Source organism: Pseudoalteromonas sp. TAE79, assembly GCF_000498015.1.
GTDB lineage: Bacteria > Pseudomonadota > Gammaproteobacteria > Enterobacterales > Alteromonadaceae > Pseudoalteromonas.
Genome location: NZ_AUTL01000131.1, coordinates 1 through 26,123, shown reverse-complemented (window position 1 = coordinate 26,123; position 26,123 = coordinate 1). Strand labels below are relative to the sequence as shown.

21 protein-coding genes and 2 tRNA genes are annotated in these 26,123 nt (G+C 38.4%); 7 read left to right on the top strand and 16 right to left on the bottom strand.

Going from position 1 to position 26,123, the window contains the following annotated elements; translation table 11 throughout:
- The 15 genes from L655_RS0108955 to L655_RS0108885 all read right to left on the bottom strand — a co-directional run bounded on the left by L655_RS0108955 (position 1) and on the right by L655_RS0108885 (position 21,074).
- On the bottom strand, positions 1-4,842 hold the full coding sequence (locus tag L655_RS0108955) for an NAD-glutamate dehydrogenase (RefSeq protein ID WP_024604810.1): 4,842 nt from the start codon (positions 4,840-4,842) through the stop codon (positions 1-3).
- Between the two features lie 208 nt (positions 4,843-5,050).
- Positions 5,051-7,372 carry an MMPL family transporter gene (locus L655_RS0108950; RefSeq protein ID WP_024604809.1) on the bottom strand — a complete coding sequence of 774 codons (2,322 nt, stop codon included), beginning with the start codon at positions 7,370-7,372 and terminating at the stop codon, positions 5,051-5,053.
- Positions 7,372-8,367, bottom strand: coding sequence for a YCF48-related protein (locus tag L655_RS0108945; RefSeq protein ID WP_024604808.1), 996 nt, complete (start codon positions 8,365-8,367; stop codon positions 7,372-7,374). Before L655_RS0108945 ends, L655_RS0108950 begins: the two co-directional genes overlap by 1 nt.
- 132 nt (positions 8,368-8,499) lie before the next feature.
- Positions 8,500-9,864 carry a DUF1329 domain-containing protein gene (locus tag L655_RS0108940; RefSeq protein ID WP_024604807.1) on the bottom strand — a complete coding sequence of 455 codons (1,365 nt, stop codon included), beginning with the start codon at positions 9,862-9,864 and terminating at the stop codon, positions 8,500-8,502.
- A 13-nt stretch (positions 9,865-9,877) separates the two neighbouring features.
- On the bottom strand, positions 9,878-11,971 hold the full coding sequence (locus tag L655_RS0108935; RefSeq protein ID WP_024604806.1) for a DUF1302 domain-containing protein: 2,094 nt from the start codon (positions 11,969-11,971) through the stop codon (positions 9,878-9,880).
- A 253-nt stretch (positions 11,972-12,224) separates the two neighbouring features.
- Positions 12,225-12,446 carry a DUF2835 family protein gene (locus L655_RS01000000125345; protein WP_033011738.1) on the bottom strand — a complete coding sequence of 74 codons (222 nt, stop codon included), beginning with the start codon at positions 12,444-12,446 and terminating at the stop codon, positions 12,225-12,227.
- A complete protein-coding gene (gene pepN / locus L655_RS0108925) occupies positions 12,447-15,041 on the bottom strand; it encodes an aminopeptidase N (protein ID WP_024604805.1) in 2,595 nt (864 codons plus the stop codon). It lies immediately after the preceding gene.
- 46 nt (positions 15,042-15,087) lie between these two features.
- Positions 15,088-16,551, bottom strand: a complete 1,464-nt coding sequence (gene nhaC, locus L655_RS0108920; protein WP_007586912.1) for a Na+/H+ antiporter NhaC — start codon at positions 16,549-16,551, stop codon at positions 15,088-15,090.
- Positions 16,552-16,732: 181 nt separating this feature from the next.
- Complete coding sequence (gene prc, locus L655_RS0108915; protein WP_024604804.1) at positions 16,733-18,694, bottom strand: carboxy terminal-processing peptidase; 1,962 nt, start codon at positions 18,692-18,694, stop codon at positions 16,733-16,735.
- A 26-nt stretch (positions 18,695-18,720) separates the two neighbouring features.
- Entirely contained in the window at positions 18,721-19,371 is a 651-nt protein-coding gene (proQ, locus tag L655_RS0108910) for an RNA chaperone ProQ (RefSeq protein ID WP_002961909.1), read from the bottom strand.
- Between the two features lie 15 nt (positions 19,372-19,386).
- Positions 19,387-19,665 (bottom strand): hypothetical protein, encoded by a 279-nt coding sequence (locus L655_RS0108905; RefSeq protein WP_002961910.1) that lies wholly within the window; start codon positions 19,663-19,665, stop codon positions 19,387-19,389.
- A complete protein-coding gene (locus tag L655_RS0108900; RefSeq protein ID WP_002961911.1) occupies positions 19,665-20,123 on the bottom strand; it encodes a GAF domain-containing protein in 459 nt (152 codons plus the stop codon). Before L655_RS0108900 ends, L655_RS0108905 begins: the two co-directional genes overlap by 1 nt.
- A 128-nt stretch (positions 20,124-20,251) precedes the next feature.
- A complete protein-coding gene (locus L655_RS0108895) occupies positions 20,252-20,632 on the bottom strand; it encodes a hypothetical protein (protein ID WP_002961912.1) in 381 nt (126 codons plus the stop codon).
- A gap of 177 nt (positions 20,633-20,809) precedes the next feature.
- Positions 20,810-20,900, bottom strand: a tRNA-Ser gene (locus tag L655_RS0108890).
- Positions 20,901-20,983: 83 nt separating this feature from the next.
- Positions 20,984-21,074: transfer RNA gene (locus tag L655_RS0108885), tRNA-Ser, on the bottom strand.
- A 251-nt stretch (positions 21,075-21,325) separates the two neighbouring features.
- Here L655_RS0108885 and L655_RS0108880 point away from each other — a divergent pair.
- From L655_RS0108880 to L655_RS0108850, 7 genes are read left to right on the top strand one after another with little or no spacing between them, the layout of a single operon-like run.
- Positions 21,326-21,991, top strand: coding sequence for a Bax inhibitor-1/YccA family protein (locus tag L655_RS0108880; protein ID WP_008133668.1), 666 nt, complete (start codon positions 21,326-21,328; stop codon positions 21,989-21,991).
- Between the two features lie 55 nt (positions 21,992-22,046).
- Positions 22,047-22,400 (top strand): sulfurtransferase complex subunit TusD, encoded by a 354-nt coding sequence (gene tusD / locus L655_RS0108875; protein WP_024596911.1) that lies wholly within the window; start codon positions 22,047-22,049, stop codon positions 22,398-22,400.
- Positions 22,397-22,753, top strand: coding sequence for a sulfurtransferase complex subunit TusC (gene tusC, locus L655_RS0108870; protein ID WP_002962696.1), 357 nt, complete (start codon positions 22,397-22,399; stop codon positions 22,751-22,753). Before tusD ends, tusC begins: the two co-directional genes overlap by 4 nt.
- The gene (locus tag L655_RS0108865; RefSeq protein WP_008133664.1) at positions 22,750-23,016 is read left to right on the top strand and encodes a DsrH/TusB family sulfur metabolism protein; all 267 of its coding nucleotides are present in this window, start codon (positions 22,750-22,752) and stop codon (positions 23,014-23,016) included. The genes tusC and L655_RS0108865 overlap by 4 nt, the downstream gene beginning before the upstream one ends.
- Before the next feature lie 3 nt (positions 23,017-23,019).
- Positions 23,020-23,349: a TusE/DsrC/DsvC family sulfur relay protein gene (locus L655_RS0108860; protein ID WP_007375712.1), complete on the top strand. Its 330-nt coding sequence runs from the start codon at positions 23,020-23,022 to the stop codon at positions 23,347-23,349.
- Positions 23,349-24,035: a pseudouridine synthase gene (locus L655_RS0108855; protein WP_024604803.1), complete on the top strand. Its 687-nt coding sequence runs from the start codon at positions 23,349-23,351 to the stop codon at positions 24,033-24,035. The genes L655_RS0108860 and L655_RS0108855 overlap by 1 nt, the downstream gene beginning before the upstream one ends.
- Positions 24,028-24,465 carry an NUDIX domain-containing protein gene (locus L655_RS0108850; RefSeq protein WP_024604802.1) on the top strand — a complete coding sequence of 146 codons (438 nt, stop codon included), beginning with the start codon at positions 24,028-24,030 and terminating at the stop codon, positions 24,463-24,465. Before L655_RS0108855 ends, L655_RS0108850 begins: the two co-directional genes overlap by 8 nt.
- A gap of 45 nt (positions 24,466-24,510) precedes the next feature.
- Here the strand turns inward: L655_RS0108850 and L655_RS0108845 are convergent, their stop codons facing one another.
- Complete coding sequence (locus L655_RS0108845) at positions 24,511-25,782, bottom strand: sensor domain-containing diguanylate cyclase (RefSeq protein WP_024604801.1); 1,272 nt, start codon at positions 25,780-25,782, stop codon at positions 24,511-24,513.
- Positions 25,783-26,123 lie beyond the last annotated feature (341 nt).

Below are 26,123 nucleotides of genomic sequence, written 5' to 3'. Positions count from 1 at the left end.
TTATTTTCCTGACGTATCACAATTGTGGCTTAACAACATAAGTTCACGAAGTGCAACCGAGAACTTAGCAAAGTCGTGGCTTTGTGATGTTTTAAACTCAGCCAGCATTTGTTTCCAACGCTGAAGTAATAAATCTTGGCTATCCATCCACTCGTCTATTTGACTATCAACATCGCTCTCATCACCTTCAAAGCTATTTAATACAACTTCAGATAACGTACGTTGCTGCCAATCAAGCTCTTCACGGTAAGATGAACGAGCAAGTGCTTGCCAATGATTTGCTACTGGTTGCTTAGTTATTTGCTCTAAGAACCAATGCAGACCCATTCTTGCACCTAGTTTAAAGTAAGTATTGGACACCATCGAAATACTCTTACCTGAACTATTCGCAACTTCTGCTAAATCCATCACAGAGAATAAGCTTGATAAAGAAACAATACGATTAGCTATATCTGTTGGAACGCCCGCGTCAATTAACTTATTGGCCTCAATTACAATACGATCATTTTCTTTTTCAATCATATACGTATTTAAGTTATCGCTTAAATCTTTAAAGGTTGGCGCAAAGAATTCAATTCCTTGTTCAATCGTTTGTGACTTATTACGATGACGTAAGAACCAACGCGTTGCTCGGCGCACAGTACGACGAAGTTGGTAAAGCATTTCAGTTTGAACTGCTGCTGGTATTTTATTATCAAGTGCACTAATAGAAGACCATGTTTCACGCATTTCAAATATTTCGCTAGCAATTGAGTAACACATTGCTATCTCAGCTTCATTAGCACCAGTTTCTTCATGCATACGTACCATGAAGTTTAAACCCATATCATTAACAATGCTGTTAGCTAGCTTAGTAGCGATAATTTCTTTGCGTAATGGGTGATTATCCATCGCATCGTTAAACTTCTCACGTAGAGGACGTGGGAATGACTTCACAAGCAATTGACGATAGTAAGGATTTTCAGTAATTTCATCACTGACTAAAGACTCTTTCAATACCATTTTAGCGTATGAAACAAGCACTGAAAGCTCAGGGCGAGTTAAGTCTTTACCTGCGGCTGCGCGCTCTGCCAACTCTTCATCACTTGGAATGAACTCGATAGCACGGTTCAATTTACCATCTTTTTCAAGAGCATGGATGAAACGAATCTTCTCTTTAAGCGTTGAAGTGCCCTTAGATTGCGTAATTGAAATAGTATGTGTTTGACGGTAACAGTCCTTTAATACTAATTGAGATACTTCATCAGTCATTGAGTAAAGTAGCTCATCACGTTGCTTACGCGTTAAATCACCTTCAGCTACTAGGCCATTAAGTAAAATCTTTATATTTACTTCGTTATCTGAACACGCAACACCACCAACATTATCAATAAAGTCCGTGTTTACGCGCCCGCCTTTAGCTGCAAATTCAATTCTGCCAAGTTGAGTAGTACCTAAGTTACCCCCCTCACCTAAAATTTTAGCGCCTAAATCTCTACCATTAATACGTAACGCATCATTTGCACGATCCCCTACATCTGCATCAGTTTCTTTAGAGTTTTTGATATACGTTCCGATACCGCCATTCCACAGTAAATCAAACTCCATCATTAACGATGCTTTTATTAATTCGTTTGGCGTCATACTCGCTTTTTTAGTGCCCAACATTTTTTTCATTTCTGGGCTAAGCGTAATTGATTTAGCTGCACGAGAGAAAACACCACCGCCGGCAGAAATTAACTCTTTGTTATAATCATCCCACGATGAACGCGGCATATTGAATAAACGTTCGCGCTCAGGGTAAGAAGTAGCAGCATCTGGGTTTGGATCAACAAAAATGTGCATATGGTTAAAGGCAACTTGTAACCGAATATGCTTAGATAACAACATACCATTACCAAATACATCACCAGCCATATCGCCTATAGCTACCACTGTAAAGTCAGTCGTTTGACAATCGATATCCATTTCACGGAAATGTCGTTTAACTGACTCCCATGCGCCTTTAGCTGTAATACCCATTTTCTTATGGTCATAACCAACCGAGCCACCTGATGCGAATGCATCGCCTAGCCAGAAATTGTATTCATTAGCTATGCCGTTTGCGATATCAGAGAACGTAGCTGTACCTTTGTCGGCTGCAACCACCAGGTATGCATCATCTTCATCGTGGCGAACAACATCTCGAGCTGGCACTACTTCACCGCGCTCTATGTTATCTGTAATATCTAGAAGACCACGGATAAAAATTTTGTAACACTCTTGGCCTTCTTTTATAAACGCTTCGCGCTCACTAGGTAATTGTTTACATACAAAGCCACCTTTAGAACCAACAGGTACAATTACTGTATTTTTAACTTGTTGCGCTTTAACTAAGCCAAGTACTTCAGTACGGAAGTCTTCACGACGGTCAGACCAACGCAGACCACCACGCGCTACTTTACCGTAACGTAAATGCACACCTTCAACGCGCGGAGAATAAACAAAGATCTCAAACGCAGGAAGTGGAAGTGGTACATCAGGAATTAAGCTAGGCTGTATTTTAAACGAAACATAAGATTTAAACTGACCTGCATCATCTTTTTGGAAATAGTTGGTACGTAGCGTCGCAACAATCATATCTACGTATAAACGTATAATGCGGTCATCATCAAGGTTTGCTACATTTTCAAGTTCTAAGTAAATTTGCGTACTTAACTTTTCAAGTGTTTTAGCACTTGCTGGGCTCTTAACTGAGAACTTTTTAGCAAATAAATTAACAATTTGCGCTGCAATGTTTGGATAATTTGCAAATGTGCTTTCAATGTAACTTTGTGAGAACGTTACACCAATTTGACGCATGTACTTAGCGTAAGCACGTAAAATAGAGGCTTCGCGGCCAGTTAGGCCACCCATTAACACTAAACGGTTAAAACCATCGTTTTCAAGGCGGTTGCCCCACACATTTGTTAATGCAGCGCGAAAACGTGCTGAAATTTTATCAAAGTCTGCCATCCCTTTGCTGTCAATAAGCATCGAGAAGTCCATGATCCAGTTGATACGACCATCGCTAGTTTTAACTGAATATGGTGTTTCACCAACAACGCGAAGGCCAAAGTTTTCAAGCATTGGCATAACATCAGATAAATGAATCGGCTCATCTTTATGGAATAAGCTTAATCGTACAATATTGCTGTTTGCTTCTTCTTGAGGACGGTAAAACAGCATTTCTAGTTTGTTTTCATCGCTAAGTAGTTCTAACTTTTCAATATCAACAACCGCAGCACTTGGAAGCACTTCATCTTTGTACGAGCGTGCAAACGCGTTACAGTATTTACGATTTAAATCGTTACCACGAGCTTCACCAGCAGACTCTAAAAGAGCAGATTGAAGTTTATCTTCCCACGTACGTGCAGCTTCTACTAAATTGTTTTCGATGTCTTTCACGTTATATTCGATCTTGTTGTCGGTCACACGAACGGTGTAATGAGTACGCGCCAGTGTTGACTCAGAGAAATAAGTAGTAAATTCGACTTTATCGTCAGAATTAAATGCATTAGCTAATATATCTTGCGTTTCACGACGAAGAGCCGTGTTATAACGCTCACGAGGTACATAAACCATACAAGATAAAAAACGACCATACGCATCTTTACGTACAAACAAGCGGCACATATCGCGCTCTTGTACTTGTAACACACCCATAGCAACTTCAAGTAGCTCACCTTCGCGCGCTTGAACTAGCTCATCACGTGGGTAGGTTTCTAAAATATTTAAAACAGCTTTGTAAGCGTGAGTACCTTTAGCAAAATCACACATTTCCATAATGCGATTAATTTTACTTTTTAACACAGGTACATCAGTAGCACTGTTATTGTAAAAGCTTGATGAGAATAAACCGATAAAGCGGTCTTCACCAATTACATTGCCTTCATCGTCAAAACGCTTAATGCCTACATAATCGATGTAAGCTGGACGATGAACACGAGAAACAGAGTTAGTTTTTGTTAAAATCAGTAGGTTGCTGCTACGAGCTTCTTGACGTGCAACTTCAGGTAATTCTGATAATAAGCGAGTGTGTTCTTCAGTCGAGTTTTTCATCAAGCCTAGGCTTGTATCCATTTTACCTTTTAGTTGGTAATCACCTTGAACTGGGCTTAACTCATATTCACGGTAACCCATTAGGGTAAAATTATCTTTAGCTAACCAATCTAAAAACTCAGTTGTTTCTGAAACTTCATCTTTACTTTTATTATGATGACGTTTAGGTAACTCTTTAGTCACTGCAATCAATTTTTTACGGATTGGTTGCCAATCATCAACAGCAACAGATACATCAACAAGCACAGACTCTAATTCTTTTTTGAAAGACTCAATCACAGAAGAATCTGTCTGACGGTCGATTTCAATAAAGAACACTGTTTTAGTAGATGAAGATTCTTGCTCTGCTTTTAAATTTGATAATCCAGAAATTTTAGCGTTTGTATCGCGCTTAATTTTTAATGGGCAGTGAAGTAATAAGTGAGAGGCGATATTTTCACGAGTCATGGCCATACGAACAGAATCAACTAAAAACGGCATGTCTTTAGTAATAATTTCTACAATTGTATGCGATGACTGCCAGCCATCTTTTGCCACTTCAGGATTGAAAACGCGGATAACAGCGTCGTCGGTAGTATTTTTTTCTAGCGAGTTCCAAAGGCTTAATGCTGCGCCATATAGGTCACTATCGTTGCGATTTGCCAAATCCTCTTTAGACATGTTGCTGTACAAGGCTTTGGCGAATTTCTCAACGAGTAACACATTATCAGCGCGAACTTTTTTCTGGATCAGCTTACAAACATTATCTAGGATAACCGAGGCTTGGCCTTCATTTCGTGTCATTGTATGTTCCTTAATCTATTACTGCTCAGGAGCAGAAATTTGTACAGCTATTCATTAGCGTGGAGTCAATCAAATTCTAACCCTTTTGCAGCTAATAAACAGCCTTTTCGATGAAAACATTTTAAGCATTTCAGCTATTTGGTCATCTATTCACAAATTGTAGATATAAATGGCCTTTACAGGCCATTTAGGAGCAAAATTATTCACATTATTTTTTCTGGTCAGTCCAGAGAAGGCTACCAATCGCCGGTAATAACAACACTGCACCCAACATATTTACTAAAAACATGAAGGTTAGCAATATACCCATATCAACTTGGAATTTAAGATCTGAGAATATCCACGTACTCACACCAATAGCTAATGTAATCCCCGTAAACAATACAGCACTACCACGCTCAACAAGTGCATTACGATAAGCAACACTTAATGGTACGTTTTGCTTAAGCTGCCCCATCATCGACGACAGTATATAAATGCCGTAATCGACCCCAATACCAACACCTAGCGCAATTACAGGTAGTGTAGACACCGTTAAGCCTATTTCTAGTTGAACCATAAGCGCTTGTGCAAGTGTTGATACAATATAAAGCGGCAATACTACGGCTATTGTTGCTTTTACGCTTCTAAAGCTCATTAAACATAAAATAATAACGGCACCATAAACGTAAAGCATCATTGGTATTTGCGCCTCTGCAACTGACTCATTAGTCGCTGCCATTACACCAACAGGCCCAGACGCTAATTTAAATGCTAATTCATCAGTGCCCTCTTCTTTAGCAAATTGCTTAACACTTTTAATCACAGTATCGATAGTTTGTGCTTTGTGATCATCTAAAAATATTATCACAGGCATAACGGAGCAGTTACCGTTAAGTAAACCTGTACTTGTTTCAACTCGAGATGTTGATTGTACTAAGCTTGCTGAATTTCGTGGCAAACTCTGCCATTTCAGATTGCCTTCGTTGTACCCTGCGTTAACCGATTGAGCTACAGAGCTCAAACTAACAGCAGACTGCACACCGGTCACATTTTCTACTTTATATTGAAAACGGCTTATGCGCTCCATAACATCATGTTCAGTACATGCTGCAGGATATGCCTCTACTATTACTTTTAAGATATCTGACGAAATAGTGTACTTGTCTGATATTAAAAATGTATCTTGGTTATAACGCGCATCTTGATGCAGAGACGGTGCGCCTGCGTGTAAGTCGCCTATACGCATTTTATCTGCTTGCCAGTAACCTAGAGCAAATAAAACAAGGGTAAAACCAATAATCATTTTAGCTACTTTAGGGTCTGTTGCTTTTACAAGTAAGTCGCGGATTTTATCAAGCATGTTAGGCTTTGCAGCGTCACCAGATTGAATATGTACACTGTTTTCAAAATTCATGTACGAAGCCCAGACCGGCAATAATATTAAATTAGTAAATATAATGACGGCTACACCTAAACTCGCTGTAATAGCAAGTTCACGGATAATACCAATATCAATGGTAAGTAATGTTAAAAAGCCAACGGTGTCTGAAAGTAGTGCAATACCACCGGGTATTAATAGAGCCCTAAAACTTGACTGACAACAGATACGGGTACTTTTTCCTTCACCTACTTTTTTACCAATCGCATTGATCATCTGCACACCATGACTTACACCAATAGCAAATACTAAAAACGGCACCAAAATAGACATCGGATCAAGACCAAATCCTAAACTTGAAAGCAGGCCTAATTGCCAAATAACAGCAATAATGGAACATGCGATAGGCAAAATAGTCAGCTTTAAACTGCCACAAAATAGCCAAACCATAACGAAAGTAAAGGCGATAGCAATGGCAAAAAATACGACCACACCTTTTGCGCCTTCAGCTATATCGCCTGCCATTTTTGCAAAACCAATAATATGAATACTTACTTTATCTGTACTCAAAGGTTCTCTTAAATCACTTTCTAGCTTTTGTGCAAAAGCTAATGTGTCTAACTTTTGTTGTGTTTGTGGATCTGTTTCTAAAAGCTGGGCCGTTACCATTGCACACGAGTAATCGCTGGCAATCATACGTCCTACCACTTTTGCTTTTTCGATGTTTTCTTTTACAACACCTAAACCACGCGTATCCGCTTTAAAGTTAGCAGGAATAATTGGACCGCCTGCAAAGCCATCCTCGACTACTTCAACAAAACGAGCACTTGGTGAAAATATAGAGTTAACTAATGGACGATTTACGCCAGGAATAAAATAAAGCTGATCGTGAACCGCTTTTAATTGAGTGAAAAACTCTGGATTAAATATATTGCCGCTGTCATCACACACTGAAATTAAAATACTATTTGCACCACCAAATTGTTTTTCGTGCTTGGTGTATACTTTCATATAGTCGTGATTTAACGGAATGTTTTTATTAAACGATGCATCTAATTGAATTTGAGTTGCTTTGAATACGAGTAAACAGGTTATAAGCGCAAAACTTATAAGCATAATTAAGCGATGTCTAAAAATCGCCTTTTCTATAAAATCGAGTAACTTATGCATTAAGGGGTTAACTCCTTCACTTTAATGCCATCTTCTGTCGCCATGATTAGTTTGTTATTTAAAATCACGCCATCCAAAATTGCTTTACCATCGGCTAACTGCTCATGGGTAAGTAATCCATCTTGAAGGTGAAAAATAACACCACTATTGGCGAGCATGAGCCATTGCTTATCATTGTAATTAATGATGTTGTTAATTGTCGCTGTTTTAATATTTTCAAAATGTAGCCACTCTTGCTCATTATTTTTCTTTGCAAACACGTTACCGCGAAGCCCTGCTACAATTTCTTGCGTACTATCTGATGCAACTGCAAAGAATGAACCTGGGTAAATCTCCTCAATCCTTTGCCAAGTTTGACCATCATCAATGCTTCTGGCCATTAAACCCATCTCACCAACGAGCATTAATCCGTTATCTGTTTTTTCGATTCGATTAAAGTGCGGTAAAATTGAAGCTGTTTCTGCTTCGTACCCTTCGGGATCATTTTCTTTTAAATCGTTTAAGTAATCTCTGTCATCACTAAACAGTAACGAATCTAAAAAGCGCTTTTGCCAATGTTTACCACCGTCGGTGGTTTGATAAAACATGCCATAGGCCCCCACTGCAAAACCTTTTAAATCATCTTCAAATAGGATATCAAGGCAGGGTTTATCTAGTTCTGGTTTAACTTGTTGTAACTGCCAATTAATACCACCATCGGTAGTATTGATAATGGTGGCATCGTGTCCACATGCCCAGCCATTATTTTCATCGCTAAAGTCAACAGCTGTTAATAGCACTTGAGTTGGTACAAGTTCAGCTTGTTGCCATTTATTACCAGTGTCACTTTTAATAACGGTACCATGCTTGCCTACTGCAATTAGCCCGTTACCTGTGTTTGTTATATCAGTAAGTAGGGTTTTATCTGCTTTAATTGCACTGATTGCATTTTCAGGGACATCCTGAGCAACACTCGCACCACTTATGATCAGGCTGGCATATACTAAATACTTCATAAATTTTAATCGCCTTGAACGAGAGAATTGTTTGTCTTTATATACTGAGGAAAGCGTTGCGCGATTTGGTATAAGACAAACGCGATGTGAAAGGAAAAGGCACTTAACATGCGTTAAGTGCCTAACTTCTAACTATCTACCTGCGCGACGTAATGCGCTTGACGTAAACTCGTTATCGTTAAACGATTGTGAAAAATCGTACATGTTTTCTTGGTTATCTAAACCAATTGCTAAATAACGACGTGAATTTAAATCATGATAAACTTCAAGCGTACTCCACTGAGTAGGTACTTCGTAGTAGTTAAGGCCATAAGCCATTGCTACACGGTAAAGTTGGTCGCGGTTATCATAAATATCCGTAACCTGTACTTGCCAGCTATCTTCATCAATGTAAAACACACGTTTTTTATAGATATGGCGTGTATCGTCTTTTAAGTTAGCTTCAACAACCCAAACACGGTGTTTTTCGTAGCGTGTATGCTCTGGGTTTATGTGGCCAGGCATTAAAATGTCATCGTATTCTAACTTATCACTATGAAGCTTATAGCTGTTGTAAGGAATGTATAATTCTTGCTTACCTTTCAACGTCCAGTTGTAACGATTAGGTGAGCCATTGAACATGTCAAAATCATCAGTAGTACGTAAGCTATCCGCTGCTGTTCCTGGTGCATCATATGCAACATTAGGTGCACGACGAACGCGGCGTTGTCCCGAATTGTAAGTCCATGCTTGGCGTGGCGTTAATATTTGGTCCATCGTTTCATGAACAAGCAGTGCTGTACCTGCTAAGCGTGCAGGCTCTGTAACACTTTGTTTAAACTTAAACAAAATGTTTGAGTCTTGCAGCTCTGCGGGTGTTGCACTCGGATCTGAATATTTAACCAATAACTGCTCATCAAAGCCAACATAGTTATAAGAACCCGATGCTGTTGGCGCTGCTTGACCGGCAAAACGCTCAATAGACTGTCCACGGTAACGTAACAAATGATTCCAAATAGCTTCTAAACCCGTTTTAGGAATAGGGAAAGGAATACCAATTGCCGTATTTTTGATCCCATTCCCGTCTTCAACTAGCTCAGCTGTTGGTGCAAACTTTTTAGTTGCGTCGTACACAAACTGTGGATAAGACGCAGAGCGACGTGTTTCATACACTGGCATTTTAAATGTATCTGGATATGCTTCAAATAAAGCAATTTGACCCGGACTTAAATTTGCTTTGTACTTTTCAATATTATTTTTATCAATAGTGAATAGCACTTTATCAGTTGAAAATGGGTCAAGGTGATGCATACCCGGTTCATAGCCTGCTGGAGCAGATATAATGCCATTATTCCATGCTGGAATAGAGCCATCAGCATTCGCCGCTTTTTCTGCGCCTAATGGCGTTAAGTTTTGACCTAATTGAGCTACCTCAACTGCGCTCATTTTTGCCAAAGCAGCGCTGCTTGCAAATAAGCTACAAAAAGCAGTAGCAATGAGGGTAGGTTTTTTAATCATAGTAATGTTACCCCTAAATAGAATATTTTAAGTTAAAAGAAACGTAATCGCGATCTGAGAAAGTATTAATATCGCCGCCGCCCCAAAACGAGTTGTAGCTCACGTCAAGTGACCACGCATTTTGGTAGTTAAAGTTCATGGTCGCACCTAAAGATTTACGGTCTTCAATAAATAAGAACATAGGATCTGGTGTATTACCATTTACGTCATGAGAAAATACAAAACGAGGAGAGAAATTAATACCATCGTAAAGGTCATAATAATCACCTTTAGCAATTAAGCGATATCCCCAAGAAGATGCAGTAGCAAATGATTTTTGCTCTGCACCATTTGAAAGACCAAGTTGCAATGTAGTGTAATCAGTTGTGCCAGGCCCAGTAATAACGCCACTTCGCCCAGTACCCGATACGTTTAAACGCATCTCGTCGTATTCAGGCATGTTATGAATTTTTACAGCACCCACTTCACCAACAACAGCCCAACTATCAGCCCCTAATGAAGGGCCAAATAAATGTGTTGCAGTAAACTGTAATTGTGATGTATTACGTTCAATATACCCTTGAGCAACTTGACCAGGTCCTACAACACTGATGTCGTCGCCTAAACTCATTTGTGAAATACCCGCAAAATCAGGACGGATACCAGCAACCGCTAATTGCTCAGGCATCGCTGCATACAAAAGCTCAACATCATCAATTTGCAGAGGCTCGTCTTGACGAAAAGCAAATTCACCCGCAAAAGCTGTTTCACCAATAGTGGTGTTAAAGCTCAAACCGTATAGTTTAATATCTTCTGGGTAGTCGTTTTCAGCTTTAGAAAAGGCAGTTAAATCAGCAACATTATCAGAGGTAATTTCTGTCGTCATAATCATCGCTAAATCTTGCGCAATTGCTTCGTTTGAAAAGTTTGATACGCGACCAGAGATAAGCGGACGACGACTGTGGTAGTTCACATGGTATAACGCAATTTCAGTATCATTAAACTCAGGTAAAAACACCCCTAAACGAAGACCGTACTGACCGCCATCTTCAGGTTCTGTTTTACCATTATCTCCTTTACCTTTAAGCGCGACCTTAGTTGGATATGCAAGGTACATTTGAGCTAATAAAGCACTCCCTTCGGCACTTGAAGGATCAATTCCTTGAGCAGCTGTTGCTAGTGCAAAGTCAGATTTTAAGTTATTTAAACTATCCGTTAAAAAAGCAACATCAATATCAGGATTAGACGTAAAGCCTAACTGAACATTTTGTTGGTAACCATTTTCTGCAGCAAAGTCATTAGTAGAAAAATACGTGCCAGCTGCGGGTAGACGCGTTTCTTGCCATTGATATTGGTAGAAACCTTCAAGCGTAATATTTTCAGTAATACCAAGCGATGCCCAAAGCATACCGATTGGTATAAATGCTTCTTTAAGCTCAGCGCCTGGTGCTTTTAATCGGTCAATATCAACTGGGTTTACGTTAATACCATGAGATATAAGCGTACTTTCACCCCAGTTAACTACTTGCTGACCTAAGCGAATTGATAATGGGTTATTCCCGTCGTTTAAATCAAAATTAGCCCAAACGTATGCATCTAGTAAACGGATATCTGCACAGCTTTGCTCTTTTGTATCTTTATCGTCACACGGGTCAACACCTTCACCAGAAGTTGGGTTTGAATAAGCGCGATCGCCATCCATCAACTCAAAATCATAAAAGTACATAAAACGTGTAAACAAACCGTAATTATCTTTATTTATTGAAAGGTCGTGTGTTCCCTTCAATAGTTTTGAGAATGAGTCACCACTGTCAAAATTTAAATTACCCGCATCACCATTGTTTGAGTAAGAGCCGGGTTGTGCCCATACATCTTGTGATGAGTAAATAGTGTTACTTAGTGCAGGGTTGTAACCTGTCCAGTCAAAAGCTGGATTATTACTTTTACCAATTAAGTTAAAGTCCCTGTCTTCTACACGGACGCTTTGCCCATATGAAAAGGTTGAGTCGAAGGTAATATCAAAACCCCCAGCTTCAAATGTTACAGCTTGAGTACTGGCTGCAGATAAACCTAAACNTGCTAAACCTATAGCGATTTTATTTTTAACAAAAAGCGATCTTCTTATCATTTTGGTTCCCCCCTGTCGCGGGTCATTTTGTGTGATCAAGTTATTGTTTTTAGTGTCATCGTAACGATAGAAGCGAATCATTGAAATTACAAATAGTCGCATTCAATCTGTCATATATTTCTTATTCTGGTTGACGCTTACGTATTGGTAAGACGTCGTACCAGATAATTTATACACGTTATTTAACAATAGGACAAATTGAAATTAACAAAAAGACAATATTTTTATGCTTTTATAACATGAAAACAGGGAGCTAAGCCACGCGCTCAATACGAATGAATTTATTTTCGGGGGTTAATAATATTCTAAAACGCCCTCTTATACCTAGGCTGGTAATAAAAGGTCTTAAATGATTAGCAGAAAAACGTACCGTTTTCCCGCCATCTTCTACAACTTGTAAAGAGCTAAAACGGCCATGGTAGTAATCCATGCACTCGTTATAGCTCAATCTTAAGGTAAAATAATACTCAATCATTTATACGAGCGCTTTTTCAACCTTTTCATACAAATCAGCACTTAGCCCATCTAGATTAGCTAAGCGTTGTAATTGCAGTTTCATTGCTTGAGAGCGAACATCATCGTAACGTTTCCATGACATGAACGGTGTTAACATACGAGACGCATTTTGTGGATTAATTGCATTAAGTTTTATTAATAAGTCACCTAACAACGTATAACCTTGGGCGTCTGAACGATGAAATTGTGCTGTATTAAAGTGACTAAAGCTTCCTACAAGTGCACGTACACGATTCGGGTTTGAAAAATCAAAACACGGATGTTCGTAAAGTGCCTTAATATTGTCTATAGCATTATTGCCTGATTGCATAGCTTGCAGTGCAAACCACTTATCCATCACTAAAACATCATGGCGCCATTGACTATCAAAATGACTCAAAAGCTCTTCTTGTAAAGGGTGGGATGCTTTTACCACTGCGCTTAGTGCACCAAGTACATTGGTCATATTAGTAGAACTTGCGGCTTCTTTAATAAAGCTTACAGCCTCTGGCTTTTGAGTTTTAGCCAAATAATGCAAGCATATTTGTTTTAAAGCGCGCTTAGCAACGGAGCTTGCACTTATACTGCCATCATCTTCAAGAGATTCGTAACAACTAAGCAGTTCATCAGCAAGTTCGTCAGCAATTTGTTGCTCGAACTTTTCTGTTATTTCAATAATCTCATCAACAAGTATTACTTCAAATTCAGCGGCTAATGTATCAAAACTTGGCAGTTTAAACAGCTCTGCAATTAAGGCTAAATCGCCCTCTTTTGTGTTTATAAGTACACGTAGCGCATTTATAATTTCGCTGCTTAACTCGCTATTAGTCGTATCGGTAATCTGAGATTTAATCGCTTTAATAAATAGCTGCTGTTGTGCATCCCAACGTGAAAAATCACTGCGTGCAAAACGCATAATATGTAATAGTTCGGGCTCTGTTGTTTGCTGATTTAAAATACAAGGTGCAGAAAAATCTTCGAGTAAAACCGCAACGGGCTTTTCTAAGATATTATCAAAGCTAAATGTTTGAGTCGTACTTGTTACATCAAGCACATGATCTAGTTTTTTACCATTATATTGCAGAGCAATACTTTCCCCATTCGCATCAAGTAGTTCAATAGCAAAAGGTATATGAAGCTTTTTATTCTCTGGCTGATTAGCTGGCGCTGTTTGCTCGATTGTCAAAGTGTATGTATTTGAGCTGCTATCAAATTCTTGAATTGCATTTAAACGCGGTGTACCTGATTGGCTGTACCATTGTTTAAATTGCTCTAAATCAACACCTGATGCATCGCTCATCGCACATACAAAGTCATCACATGTAACTGCTTGCCCATCGTGGCGCTCAAAGTAAAGCGTCATCCCTTTTTGAAAGTTAGTTTCACCCAGTAATGTGTGCATCATACGGATAACTTCAGCACCTTTATCGTATACAGTTACTGTATAAAAGTTATTCATTTCAATAACTTTCTCAGGGCGAATTGGGTGAGCCATAGGGCCTGCATCTTCGCTAAACTGATGCGTCCGCATAACTTTGACCGCATCAATTCGGTTAAGTGCACGAGAGCCTAAATCACTACTGAACTCTTGGTCTCTAAATACAGTTAACCCTTCTTTTAGCGATAACTGAAACCAATCTCTACAAGTAACTCGGTTACCTGTCCAATTATGAAAGTACTCATGCCCTACAATGGATTCAATCGTATGGTAGTCTTTATCTGTGGCTGTTTCTTGATTAGCTAATACGCATTTACTGTTAAAAACGTTTAGCCCTTTATTTTCCATCGCGCCCATGTTGAAAAAATCGACGGCTACAATCATATAAATATCAAGGTCATACTCTAAATTAAAGCGTTGTTCATCCCACTGCATTGCCTTTTTGAGTGAGGCAATAGCATGGGGTGTTTTAGATAAATTACCTTTATCAACAAACAATGCTAATTCTACATCTCTGCCGCTTTTAGTCGTGTACGTATCTTTTAAAACATCAAAATCGCCAGCTACAAGTGCAAATAAATAGCTCGGCTTTTTAAATGGGTCTTGCCATTTCACAAAATGACGACCATCTTGTGTTTCACCACTGTCTACTTGATTACCATTAGAAAGAAGTTGTAGATACTTTTTATCGGCAATAATAGTTACATCAAACGTGGCAAGTACATCAGGGCGATCCATGTAATAGGTGATCTTTCTAAAACCCTGCGCTTCACACTGTGTACAATACGCACCGCCAGATAAATACAAACCCTCTAAAGAAGTATTCGTCTCAGGCGATATCTCGGTCACAATACTTAATTGACAACTATCCGGTAGGTTATTAATTATTAGCTGCTCGCCAATAATTTCATAATCAGTTATATCAACCGTATCAATAGATAAAGACAGTAAGCGTAAATCAATACCATCAAGCACTAAAGGTGCTTTTTTATCACCAACACGCGTAAGCGTTAGCAAAGAGCTTACTTTGGTTGATAATGGCTGTAAGTCAAAGGTTAGCTCTGTGTGGTCAATTAAAAAATCAGGAGCTTTATAGTCTTTAAGATATTGTGCTTGAGGTTTACTTGATTCAGTCATAGATACTCCAAAACAGCTCCTTTTAAGTTAAAGGAGCTGTTTAAAATTAGGCGGATTGTTTTGGCTTAATACGTAAAATTTTAATGCCCAAGTAGGCATAAACCACCGCTAAAACAGGGTTAATTAAGTTAAAGAAAGCGTAGAGTGCATAATCAAAAGGATTTATTAGTAAAACGCTTTGCATATATGCGCCACACGTGTTCCATGGAATTAGTGGGCTGGTAATTGTACCGCCATCTTCCAATGTACGAGATAAGTTAACAGGCTTCAAACCACGTTTTTCATATTCATCTTTAAACATACGACCAGGTACAACAATTGCAATATATTGATCGGCCGCTATCACGTTAGTACCAATACACGTTGCTATTGTTGCCGCAATTAACGATCCCGTACTTTTAGCTATTTTAAGTATGCTTTTAACAAAAATATCCAAAAGGCCTGTTTTTTCCATAATGGCACCAAACATCAGTGCGGTCATAATAAGCCATGTGGTTGTAAGCATTCCGGACATACCGCCACCACTGAGTAGTGAGTCCATTTTGTCATCGCCTGTACTTATGCTAAAACCATCAAAAAACGTGGTCCAAACAAGCTTAAAATAGCCAACTAGCTGCCCTTGAGAAACATCAATTTGGCTAGCAATTAAATCAGATTGAAACAACATGGCCCAAACAGCGCCCACAACAGCACCGATAGAGATAGCAGGAAAGGCTGGCATTTTTTTAATCGCTAAAACTAAAAGTACAATTAGCGGGATTAGCATTTCAAAACCAATATTAAAGTTTTGCTGTAAAATAGCCGTTATTTCATCAATACGCCCCGCTTCGCTTGAAGCAGTTGCGTTAAAGCCCATGAATATAAATATAATCAGTGCAATTACAAAACTTGGTACTGTCGTCCACAGCATATGTTGAATATGCTCAAATAAATCAGCGCCTACAACTGCTGGCGCTAAATTGGTTGTTTCAGACAGCGGGCTTAACTTATCACCAAAGTACGCGCCAGATATAACAGCGCCTGCTGTAACTGTTTGTTCAAGTCCAAGACCCGTTGCAACGCCTAATAAAGCAACACCTATCGTAGCGGCAGTAGTCCAAGAACTACCTATACTCATAGCTACAATGCCACAAATTAAACAACTCGCTGCATAAAACCAACTTGGGTTTATAACTTGCAAGCCATAATAAATTAAAGTTGGTACAGTTCCAGAAAGTAGCCAAGTGCCAATTAACGCACCTACCATAAGTAAAATTAGGATAGCGCCAAGTGAAAGCGTTATACCTTCGATCATGGCTTGTTCTAATTTTTTCCATGTATAACCGTTTTTAAGCCCAATTAAAGCCGCTGCAAAAGTAGCAAATAAAAGTGCAATTTGGTTAGGGCCTGATGAAGAGTTATCACCAAATAAGTAAACTGCAGCACCAAGTAAACAAATTAATACAGAGATAGGAATTAACGCATCAAAAAACGAGGCGGGCTTGATTGGTTTGTCATCCAATAGCTTCAAAGTAGAGACTCCTAGACACACTTACTGTGTGTTTAATTATTATTTTTAGCACGTAAAGCGCATTAATTGAGCATGATTGATCTAGCTCAACTTTATGTAATCAAATATTATAACAATTTAGTAAATTTTAGGTAGTAAAAAAGGCGCTAATGCGCCTTTTTTATAGAGGTAAAACCAGTTGTTACTTCTTAGCTATACGACCATAATTAATATAATCTTGAGTAATTAATGCAGCTTCTTCCAAAAATGGGTCAAGCTCTTCAATTACTTCAGGTAAATCGTCTAAGTTTTCTACCGGATCTTTACCTAAACGCTTAAGACGTTCGTTAGTACGTACAAGTGCACGTGCTTCACCTTCATCTTTTTCTTTAATACGGTCTGCTTCAACTAAAGAGATAGTTTTACGGTCTTTCTCTTCGTTGTATAAGGTAATGTCATTAAATACATAACCAAATTCTGGTTCTGATTTAATTCGTACTTCGTGTTGCTTCTCAAGGTAGGTAATAATAGGTGTTAAATTACCTAACTTTTTGTATTTCGCTTTAACAATGCTATCCCAAGGAAGTGCATTATCTTGCTTACTTTCGCCCCACTCTGCAGGATCGATTGCTGATGGAAACGAAATATCAGGGATCACACCTTTATGCTGTGTACTCCCCCCGTTAATGCGATAAAACTTAGCAATAGTATACTGTACACTACCTAGCGCATTATCGTATAGGTCATAAGCGCGGCCTAAGCCTTTGTGCTGCTGTACAGTACCTTTACCAAATGTTTGCTCGCCAATAATAACCGCACGACCGTAATCTTGCATTGCTGCTGCAAATATTTCAGAAGCAGAGGCACTGTAGCGGTCAACTAAAACAGTTAAAGGGCCATCGTAATAAGTTATACCATCGCGATCTTTTTGCTCTTCTATACGGTTATTTAAGGTATGAATTTGAACAACTGGACCTTGGTCAAAAAACAAACCTGACAATTGAGTCGCTTCATATAAAGAACCACCACCATTTTGGCGTAGGTCGATAATAATGCCATCAACTTTTTCTTCTTTAAGCTTAGCCAGTTCAACTTTTACATCTTTAGAAAGGTTATTGTAAAAGCCAGGAATTTCAATCACTCCAACTTTACTTGTTAAGTCAGAGTATTTGGCTTCAAATACTTCTGATTTAGCCGCTCTATCTTCAAGTCGAATTTTATCACGAGTGATTTCTACAACTTTCGGAGCGCCGTGAGCATCAACACCTTTTAAATACTGTAAACGTACTTTAGTCCCTTTAGGACCTTTAATTAAATCAACTACGTCATCTAAACGCCAGCCAATTACATCTACAAACTCTTCGCCATCTTGAGCAACACCAATAATGCGATCATCAGCTTTAATTTGATCTGTTTTATCTGCAGGGCCTCCCGGCACTAAGCTGCGAATAACAGTGTAATCTTCATCAGGGCTTAATACGGCACCAATGCCCTCAAGCTCTAAGTCCATATCCATTTTGAATTGCTCTGCACGACGTGGCGATAAATAAGACGTATGCGCCTCAATACTGCGTGCTAGCGAATTCATAACAATTTGAAAAGCATCTTCTGAATTTGATTGTACTAAACGTTTTTCTGCATTTTTGTAGCGTTTGGTCAGCACCTCTTTAATGCCTTCCCAATCTTTACCCGTCATTTTTAAACGCAGTGCGTCGTACTTTACACGCTCACGCCAAATTTCATCAAGCTCAGCTTGTGACGCAGGCCATGCTGAATCTTCACGGTCAAAAAAGTATTCATCTTCTTTATCAAACGTCATCTCTTTTTCAAGCAGAGTAAGTGAATACTCGTAACGTTCAAAACGGCGTTTAAGACTTAAGTTAAAAATATCAAACGTAAAGTCTAATTTACCGGTAGTAATAGCGTTATCAAAGTCATCACGATATTGCTCAAATGAGGCGATATCGCTGGCTAAGAAAACGCTTTTATTAAAATCAAGGGATTCGATATAACGATCGTACACTTTACTAGAAAGCTCATCGTTAAATCGAACCGGTGTATAGTGTGAACGAGCAAATAAGCTAGCCANGGCTTCTACAGCAGCAAATAATGAACCTGAAAACAGGGCAGCAACTAACGGAATGAGCGTAAACTTTTTACTCATACACAACTCCTTAATTTATTTACAACTTAAACAATGTATAAGCTGTCAGCTTTGGTTTTAACTTGCATACCTGTTACTAACTCAACATGAACATCATCTTTGTTCACTTCAGTTATTACTGCATTTACAAGTGCTTGGCCAAGTTTAACCTTAACCTTATTATTAACCTTGACCTCAGTTGCTGGCAAAGGTTCAATTTTTCCTGAACGCTTAGCCGGCGCTGCTTTAGCAGGTTTGTTAGCTGCAGGAGCGTTTTTATCGCCTGGTTTGCTAGCATGAGCTGGTTTTTTCTTGAAAGATTTAGAATCTGAATCTTGGCGAGGACGCTGTTGTTTTTTGCGTTTAGCCATTTTAGCGCGGCTTTCTTCCAATGCTTTTTGTGCATGGTCGATATGCTCTTGCTCAACTTTTTCACCTTGATTACCATCAAGATCAATACGAAACTCTGACTTGGTCACAGCTTCTAAATAACGCCAGTTAGACGTGTATTTTCTAAGCGCTTGACGAACTTGAGTCTTACTTACTTTTTCAGACCCTTCAATACGCTCAGCAATATCTTTAAAAATACCTACTTTAAGCGGCTTGATGCCATCTTTTTGTTTAAAACATTGTGGGAATTCTTGATATAAAAATTCCAACACTTCATTAATATCTTTTAGCTTGTTTGTGGTTTCCATTTTAGAACCTATTTTTCACATCTTTTCATCAAGGGACGAATCGACGTAGTGTGTTACCCAGTCGACCAACTCTTCGAAATCGGCTTCAATTACAGCCATATCACCCCGAAGGTGTTCCCAAATACCATTAATTGTTTCATCAATAAATTCACATTCTGAATCATCAGGAAGACGATCCCATGCAATATGAATTAAATCATTGAGCGTTTCCGCTACATGCTCTTCTTCGCCTTCCCAGTCGCCAACATCTTGCACAGCAAATAGGTAGTCTTGAACATTTAGCAAATCTTTCATTACAGGCTCGCCTCTAAGCATTTCACTAATGCTTCAAGGCCAGCTTTATCATCAGCATCAAATCGGCCAATACTTGGACTATCAATGTCTAGTACAGCAAATACTTTACCATGTTTCATGATAGGTACAACCACTTCAGAATTAGACGCTGCATCACAGGCTATGTGGCCGTCAAAAGCGTGAACATCTTCAATTAATTGTGTTTCTACGGTTGCCGCAGCAGTTCCGCATACACCTTTTCCTACTGGAATACGAATGCATGCAGGGTTACCTTGAAACGGACCAAGTACTAATTCAGTAGGAGAATCCATAAAGTAAAAGCCCGCCCAATTTACATCCTCTAAAGAGGTAAATAACAGCGCGCTTATGTTTGCCATATTGGCAATTACATTGGATTCACCAGCTATCAGCGATTCAGTTTGCTTAACTAATGACTGGTAAAAATCGTGCTTTTGCATACCAAACTACTTCTTATTAAACATACAGTAGCTAAAGGTACTCTTTGTCGTGAAAAATTGGAACCTTTTGGAGGTAAAAAAAAGGAAATCACACCGTTTATCAGTGCGCTTGGTTAATAATGCTGCGATTATTTTTTTGCCGTTTTACGAAGACCAAACAAAAACAGCCCAGCAGCGAATGCTGACATTACACTATTGATCAAAAATATCTCCCCTGTTGTGGCACTTAATAAGTAACTAAATATCGCTCCGCCTAGTAGTCCAAGAGTTAATACCCCTGAATAATTAACTTTAGAATACTTAAACATGAGTAAATACCCAGGCACAACAAAAGCAGCCATTGTTAAGCCTACTATGTGTGCATTTGATATAGCAGTCATTAATAAGGTAAGAAATATTGATACAAACTCGCCTTCAAGCGTAAGTGAGTAATAAACACCAAGTAAACTGCCTACAATAACAGGCGATAATAACGAAAGCCCTACGCTTTTTGCTAGCTGATGTTTCATTTAAAATCCTTAATACACAAATCTAAATTCTATGTATAAAGCATGCACCAAGATCTAAAGCTTAGAAATAGAGACTATGGTCGTAATTTATGATGACAAAACTCACAATTTCTATTCGTACTTATTTATTTTACAGGCACAAAAAAACCCGCTAAGTTAGCGGGCTATTCTGTTATATGGTGGAGAGATAGGGATTTGAACCCTAGATGGGCTATAAACCCATGCCGGTTTTCAAGACCGGTGCATTCGACCACTCTGCCATCTCTCCGATACTGCTAAGTTAAAAGTAAGAGTGTACTAATAACTATTTAAATGAATGATATTTTAATTACCACACACTTATTAAATAAGTGGTGGAGAGATAGGGATTTGAACCCTAGATGGGCTATAAACCCATGCCGGTTTTCAAGACCGGTGCATTCGACCACTCTGCCATCTCTCCGCACGGCCTGCATAATAGGGAAACCCATCCCTTTTGTGAAGCTTTTTTTTAAAATAATTGTTTAAGTGCCTAAAAAACAATTGATTTGTTTAAAGTTAAAACAAAATGTTTTTAATTTAGCCATCAATATACTTTTATTTAAATATTTAACTCTATTGATCTACAAAGGTTTGCCCAAACATATAAGAGTTGGTAATCTAATTTTAGTTAAATTATCGAAACACACACGTTTCACTTAAAGGAGCTCTACAATGGCGTTTAATCAATCGTACAATACCGCGAAACCGGTAATGTCTACCATTGAAACAAACAAGGTACTTAAAAACACCTACTTTTTACTAGCTATGACACTTGCATTTAGTGCAGTTACAGCCGGTATTTCAATGGCACTACAATTACCTTACTTTATGGGAATTGTGTTTACACTCGTTTCGTTCGGTTTATTATTTGTTGTAAATAAAAAAGCAGATACAGCATCTGGTGTATTTTGGGTTTTTGCTTTCACAGGTTTAATGGGGGCAGGCTTAGGTCCATTGCTTAACCATTATGCTGCATTACCTAATGGCCCAATGCTTATTATGCAAGCCTTAGGTTCTACAGCGCTTATCTTTTTTGGTTTATCTGCTTATGCACTAAATACTAAAAAAGACTTCTCATTTATGGGTGGCTTTTTAACTGTTGGCTTAATCGTTGTGATTGTAGCAAGCATCGTTAATATTTTTATTGGCAGTTCATTGATGTTTATGGTGCTTAATGCAGCAGTTGTACTGATTATGTCTGGTTTGATTTTATTTGATACAAGCCGAATCATAAACGGTGGTGAAACTAACTACATTCGCGCAACAGTGTCTTTATACCTAAGCGTATATAACTTATTTACTTCTTTACTTGCTCTACTTGGCGCAAGTGATGACTAATTAAATAGTTCTGTTAAAATAGCCCCTTTATTGGGGCTTTTTTATTGGAATTGTTTTGGCACGCTTTGTTCTTTCATTACATACACCACCATCCGATCACGATACCACGCAACGCATAGTTAAATTTGCGAATGCATGTTTAGCCCAAGGGCACACCATTGATGCTATTTTTTTATACCAGCAAGGTATTTATCATGCATCTACCCACTTTGATTTATCCTCAGACGAGCTTCAAATTTCAGCACTTTGGCAGCAACTTGCTGATCAAAAACTAAATTTAATGCTGTGTGTTACCGCCGCGCAAAAGCGCGGGTTAGATATTAAAAACACAGGTGTATTTAAAGTCGCAGGGTTAGCTGAATTTGCAATGCTTGCAAGCGACGCAGATAAATGGGTGCAATTTAAATGATAAACGTATTAGTAATGAGTCAGTGCAGCCCATTTGACGATTTAAATATTCGTGATGCACTTGATATGACATTGATATTTGCTGCTGTTGACCAAAATGTAAGTTGGTTGTTTAGCGGCCCCGCCGTTTTAGCTTTAAAAAAGCATCAACAACCAAACAATATTGGCTTAAAAGACTTTTTTAAAAATATTAAAACACTCGAAATATATGATGTTGAAAACATTTTCGTGTGTGAAAAATCATTGCTTGATTATGGTTTAAATAAACATGATTTACTCATAGAAGCAAAAGCTCTTAACTTTAGTCAACAACAAACACTAATTAAAGCGCAGCAACATGTGGTGAACCTATGAGTACGTTACATATATTTTCAAAGCCGCTTAACTATTACTCGGCAAATCAGCTAGAGAACTTAATTTTATCAGGCGATAAGGTACTACTTGTTGGTGATGCCTGCTTTGCAAAAAAACAATTTAGACAATTTGCAGATACACTGTTAATACTTGAACAAGACGCGCAAGTACGTGCAATAAAATTAGCAGATAACGATAAAGCAATTAGCTATGAAGACTTTGTGGCACTCACTTTATCAACTAATCAATCAATTACGTGGTAACTCATGCTTGAATTTAACAACCAACAGATTGAAACCGACAAACAAGGCTACTTGCTCGACCATACTTTATGGTCAAAGGAGCTGGCGCCTGTAATTGCTACTCAAGAAAACATCACACTTAGTGAGCAACACTGGGAAGTCATTAATTTTGTTCGTGATTTTTACATTGAATATAACACCAGCCCAGCAATTAGAATGCTTGTAAAAGCAATGGCTAAAGCACTCGGTGAAGATAAAGGTAATAGCCTTTATTTATATAAATTATTTCCTAAAGGCCCAGCCAAGCAAGCAACAAAAATTGCCGGATTACCAAAACCAGCTAGGTGCATATAATGAGAGCTAAATCAGACAATAATCAAGCAACACAAGCCAAGCCAAAAAGAAGTACTGGGCGTACTTATTCACGCAGTGCACTTAACAAAACGCCATCTGGTAAAAGAGAAATAAAGCCGCAAATAGCATCTAAAGACAGAAAAATTGTGTTATTCAACAAGCCGTTTGATGTGCTATGCCAATTTACAGATGACGCAGACAGAAAAACGCTTGCTGAATTTATCCCTATTAAAGAAGTTTACGCAGCAGGAAGGTTAGACAGAGACAGTGAAGGTTTATTGCTTTTAACAAACTGTGGAAAATTACAAAACACCTTAACTGCTCCTGATAAAAAAACGAATAAAACCTACTGGGCACAAGTTGAGGGTGAACCAACGAGTGAATCAATTAATGATTTATGTAATGGCGTAGAACTTAAAGACGGGCTTACACTCCCCGCTAACGTTAAAATAATTGATGAGCCAACAATTTGGGCGCGTACCCCGCCTGTACGCGAGCGAAAAGCAATCCCGACCACTTGGCTAAGTATTACTATTAATGAAGGTAGAAACAGACAAGTTCGTCGAATGACCGCGCATATTGGACACCCTACACTTCGCCTCATCCGCTATAGCATTGGCAACTATACGTTGGATGATATTAATTGTGGTGAATACAAAGTAATTAAGGGCGTAGTTGATGCATAAACCGCATGTCACGGTTGCAGCAATAGTAAAAAAGCAAAACGAGTTTTTACTTGTAAAAGAGCGCGATAAATTTACACAGCAGGTTTGTTACAATCAACCTGCTGGTCATTTAGAACAAAACGAAACGCTTGCACAAGCAGCAAGCAGAGAACTACTTGAAGAAACAGGCTTAGCGCGTGAGCCAGTCGGCTTTTTAGGTGTGTATAATTTGCATGCCGAAAATGGAGTGCACTATTTGCGATTCTGCTTTTTATTTGAAGCACCCGATAATATAAAATCGCCAACGCCAGTAGATACCGACATTATCAGCGCTAACTGGTACACATTAGAGCAAATAAAATCACTACCGCTTAGAAGCCCTTTAGTATTGAAGTGTATTAACGACAGCCTGAACCGACCAGTATTAAGCCTAGAAACTATTTATAATTAGTTATATTGGCGAGTAGCTTAAATAAAATAATTAACTCTATTTTACTTACTCTGAGCTTAGCGCTATACAGTTACGCCCTTGTTTTTTAGCATAGTACAAGGCGTTATCAGCGGCTTTAACGAAGCTAATTTCATCACTATTTGTATAGTCACTGATGGTATTAATACCCATACTTATAGATAAAAATCCGGTAAAGCTATCCTGATGTGCAATAGCTAAGTTTTCTACAGCCTTTTGTATTTGCTCTGCTATAAACAATGCCCCTTGCCTATCGGTTTGAGGTAATAAAACAACAAATTCCTCTCCGCCATATCGCGCCACAAAATCTTCTGGGCGACTAACCGTTGAAGCAATTTTTTGAGCCACGTCATATAAGCACGTATCGCCCGCTACATGCCCATACCGATCATTAAATTGTTTAAAATGATCAATATCGATAATAATCATCGATAGCATGCCTTCGCATTCTTTTGCTCGTTCATACTCATGCGTTAGTTTTTCATCAAACCGACGCCTATTTGCAATTTTGGTTAATGCATCCAAAAAGGCCATATCCCTAAGTATATCCTCTGCTTCTAAACGCTCTGTTGCATCATTAAAAACAGCTAAAAACTCTTCACCTATATCAATTCCTGAAATTTCCATCATCACTTGCGAGCCATCACGACAAGAAACTCGATAGTTATTTGCGGGTATGTCGTTATTGTTATTTAGTGCCTTTTCAAGAGAGTCTTGCCACAGCTCTTTTGCAAGTGCTCTGTATTGGGGATCTGGATACGCTTTTTCCCACCATGATTTAAGATTTGGCACATCTTCTACTGTATAACCAAAAACATCTACAAAACGTTGATTAACTTTTAAAATATCACCCGTCTTGGCACATACATTACATACTGGCATTGGCAAAACGGTAAATAACCTAGCGTAGTGACTTATCTCATGTTTGCGCATAGGGTTTAGTGTACTTTGAGGTAAGTAACTCATTGGCATATCATTTTTTTCTATACTAAGCTTTTCTTCCATTTCTAAAGCGAAATACCACTCAAGCCACCAGTGCTCTACATGCTCAAGCACCTTTAAATCAACGTTCTTTTTAACTGTTGAACCTTTTATTAAGCTAAATAACTCATGTACATGGTTTGGCTCTTGGTAAATATGAGGGTTTTTGGGTTTTATTAACTCATAAAAAAGATTATAGGCTGATTTTTTAAACTCTGTCGTCTTGCTAGAAAGTAATTCGCTATCCACAAAATCCGGTTTTTGTGTGTAATGCTCGACTAAAGAATTTATCTTGTTTATTTGATAGGCATAATTCATATATTCATTCCATTGACTATATTTCAAGCGGCTTTAAAATGGTTTACAACCATATACTCACCACTATTTTATTTTTATTAAGTGTATATTTACCCTAGTAGTTTTAAAAGAAAATACTATTAATAAAACTCAATAACTACATGAATTATTCTATACTCTTAATTTATTAGGGCGTGTTGATCTTTGTGGTATGAAAAACAAACAGCATGAAGATAAGGTATAATTGAATTCGCCAGAAAACTTTACACCGAACCTATATGCCAAGATTAATGTTAACAGACGGGACATGGAATGTCTTATCAAAAGTAATGTACTTAAGTGGTCGAATTTATAATAAGCCC

What these genes read in the sequence shown, in the direction of transcription:
- L655_RS0108955 (WP_024604810.1), bottom strand. Translation starts at nt 4,842, where the DNA reads ATGACACGAAATGAAGGCCAAGCCTCGGTTATCCTAGATAATGTTTGT.
- L655_RS0108950 (WP_024604809.1), bottom strand. Translation starts at nt 7,372, where the DNA reads ATGCATAAGTTACTCGATTTTATAGAAAAGGCGATTTTTAGACATCGC.
- L655_RS0108945 (WP_024604808.1), bottom strand. Translation starts at nt 8,367, where the DNA reads ATGAAGTATTTAGTATATGCCAGCCTGATCATAAGTGGTGCGAGTGTT.
- L655_RS0108940 (WP_024604807.1), bottom strand. Translation starts at nt 9,864, where the DNA reads ATGATTAAAAAACCTACCCTCATTGCTACTGCTTTTTGTAGCTTATTT.
- L655_RS01000000125345 (WP_033011738.1), bottom strand. Translation starts at nt 12,446, where the DNA reads ATGATTGAGTATTATTTTACCTTAAGATTGAGCTATAACGAGTGCATG.
- pepN (WP_024604805.1), bottom strand. Translation starts at nt 15,041, where the DNA reads ATGACTGAATCAAGTAAACCTCAAGCACAATATCTTAAAGACTATAAA.
- proQ (WP_002961909.1), bottom strand. Translation starts at nt 19,371, where the DNA reads ATGGAAACCACAAACAAGCTAAAAGATATTAATGAAGTGTTGGAATTT.
- L655_RS0108905 (WP_002961910.1), bottom strand. Translation starts at nt 19,665, where the DNA reads ATGAAAGATTTGCTAAATGTTCAAGACTACCTATTTGCTGTGCAAGAT.
- L655_RS0108900 (WP_002961911.1), bottom strand. Translation starts at nt 20,123, where the DNA reads ATGCAAAAGCACGATTTTTACCAGTCATTAGTTAAGCAAACTGAATCG.
- L655_RS0108895 (WP_002961912.1), bottom strand. Translation starts at nt 20,632, where the DNA reads ATGAAACATCAGCTAGCAAAAAGCGTAGGGCTTTCGTTATTATCGCCT.
- L655_RS0108880 (WP_008133668.1), top strand. Translation starts at nt 21,326, where the DNA reads ATGGCGTTTAATCAATCGTACAATACCGCGAAACCGGTAATGTCTACC.
- tusC (WP_002962696.1), top strand. Translation starts at nt 22,397, where the DNA reads ATGATAAACGTATTAGTAATGAGTCAGTGCAGCCCATTTGACGATTTA.
- L655_RS0108865 (WP_008133664.1), top strand. Translation starts at nt 22,750, where the DNA reads ATGAGTACGTTACATATATTTTCAAAGCCGCTTAACTATTACTCGGCA.
- L655_RS0108860 (WP_007375712.1), top strand. Translation starts at nt 23,020, where the DNA reads ATGCTTGAATTTAACAACCAACAGATTGAAACCGACAAACAAGGCTAC.
- L655_RS0108855 (WP_024604803.1), top strand. Translation starts at nt 23,349, where the DNA reads ATGAGAGCTAAATCAGACAATAATCAAGCAACACAAGCCAAGCCAAAA.
- L655_RS0108850 (WP_024604802.1), top strand. Translation starts at nt 24,028, where the DNA reads ATGCATAAACCGCATGTCACGGTTGCAGCAATAGTAAAAAAGCAAAAC.
- L655_RS0108845 (WP_024604801.1), bottom strand. Translation starts at nt 25,782, where the DNA reads ATGAATTATGCCTATCAAATAAACAAGATAAATTCTTTAGTCGAGCAT.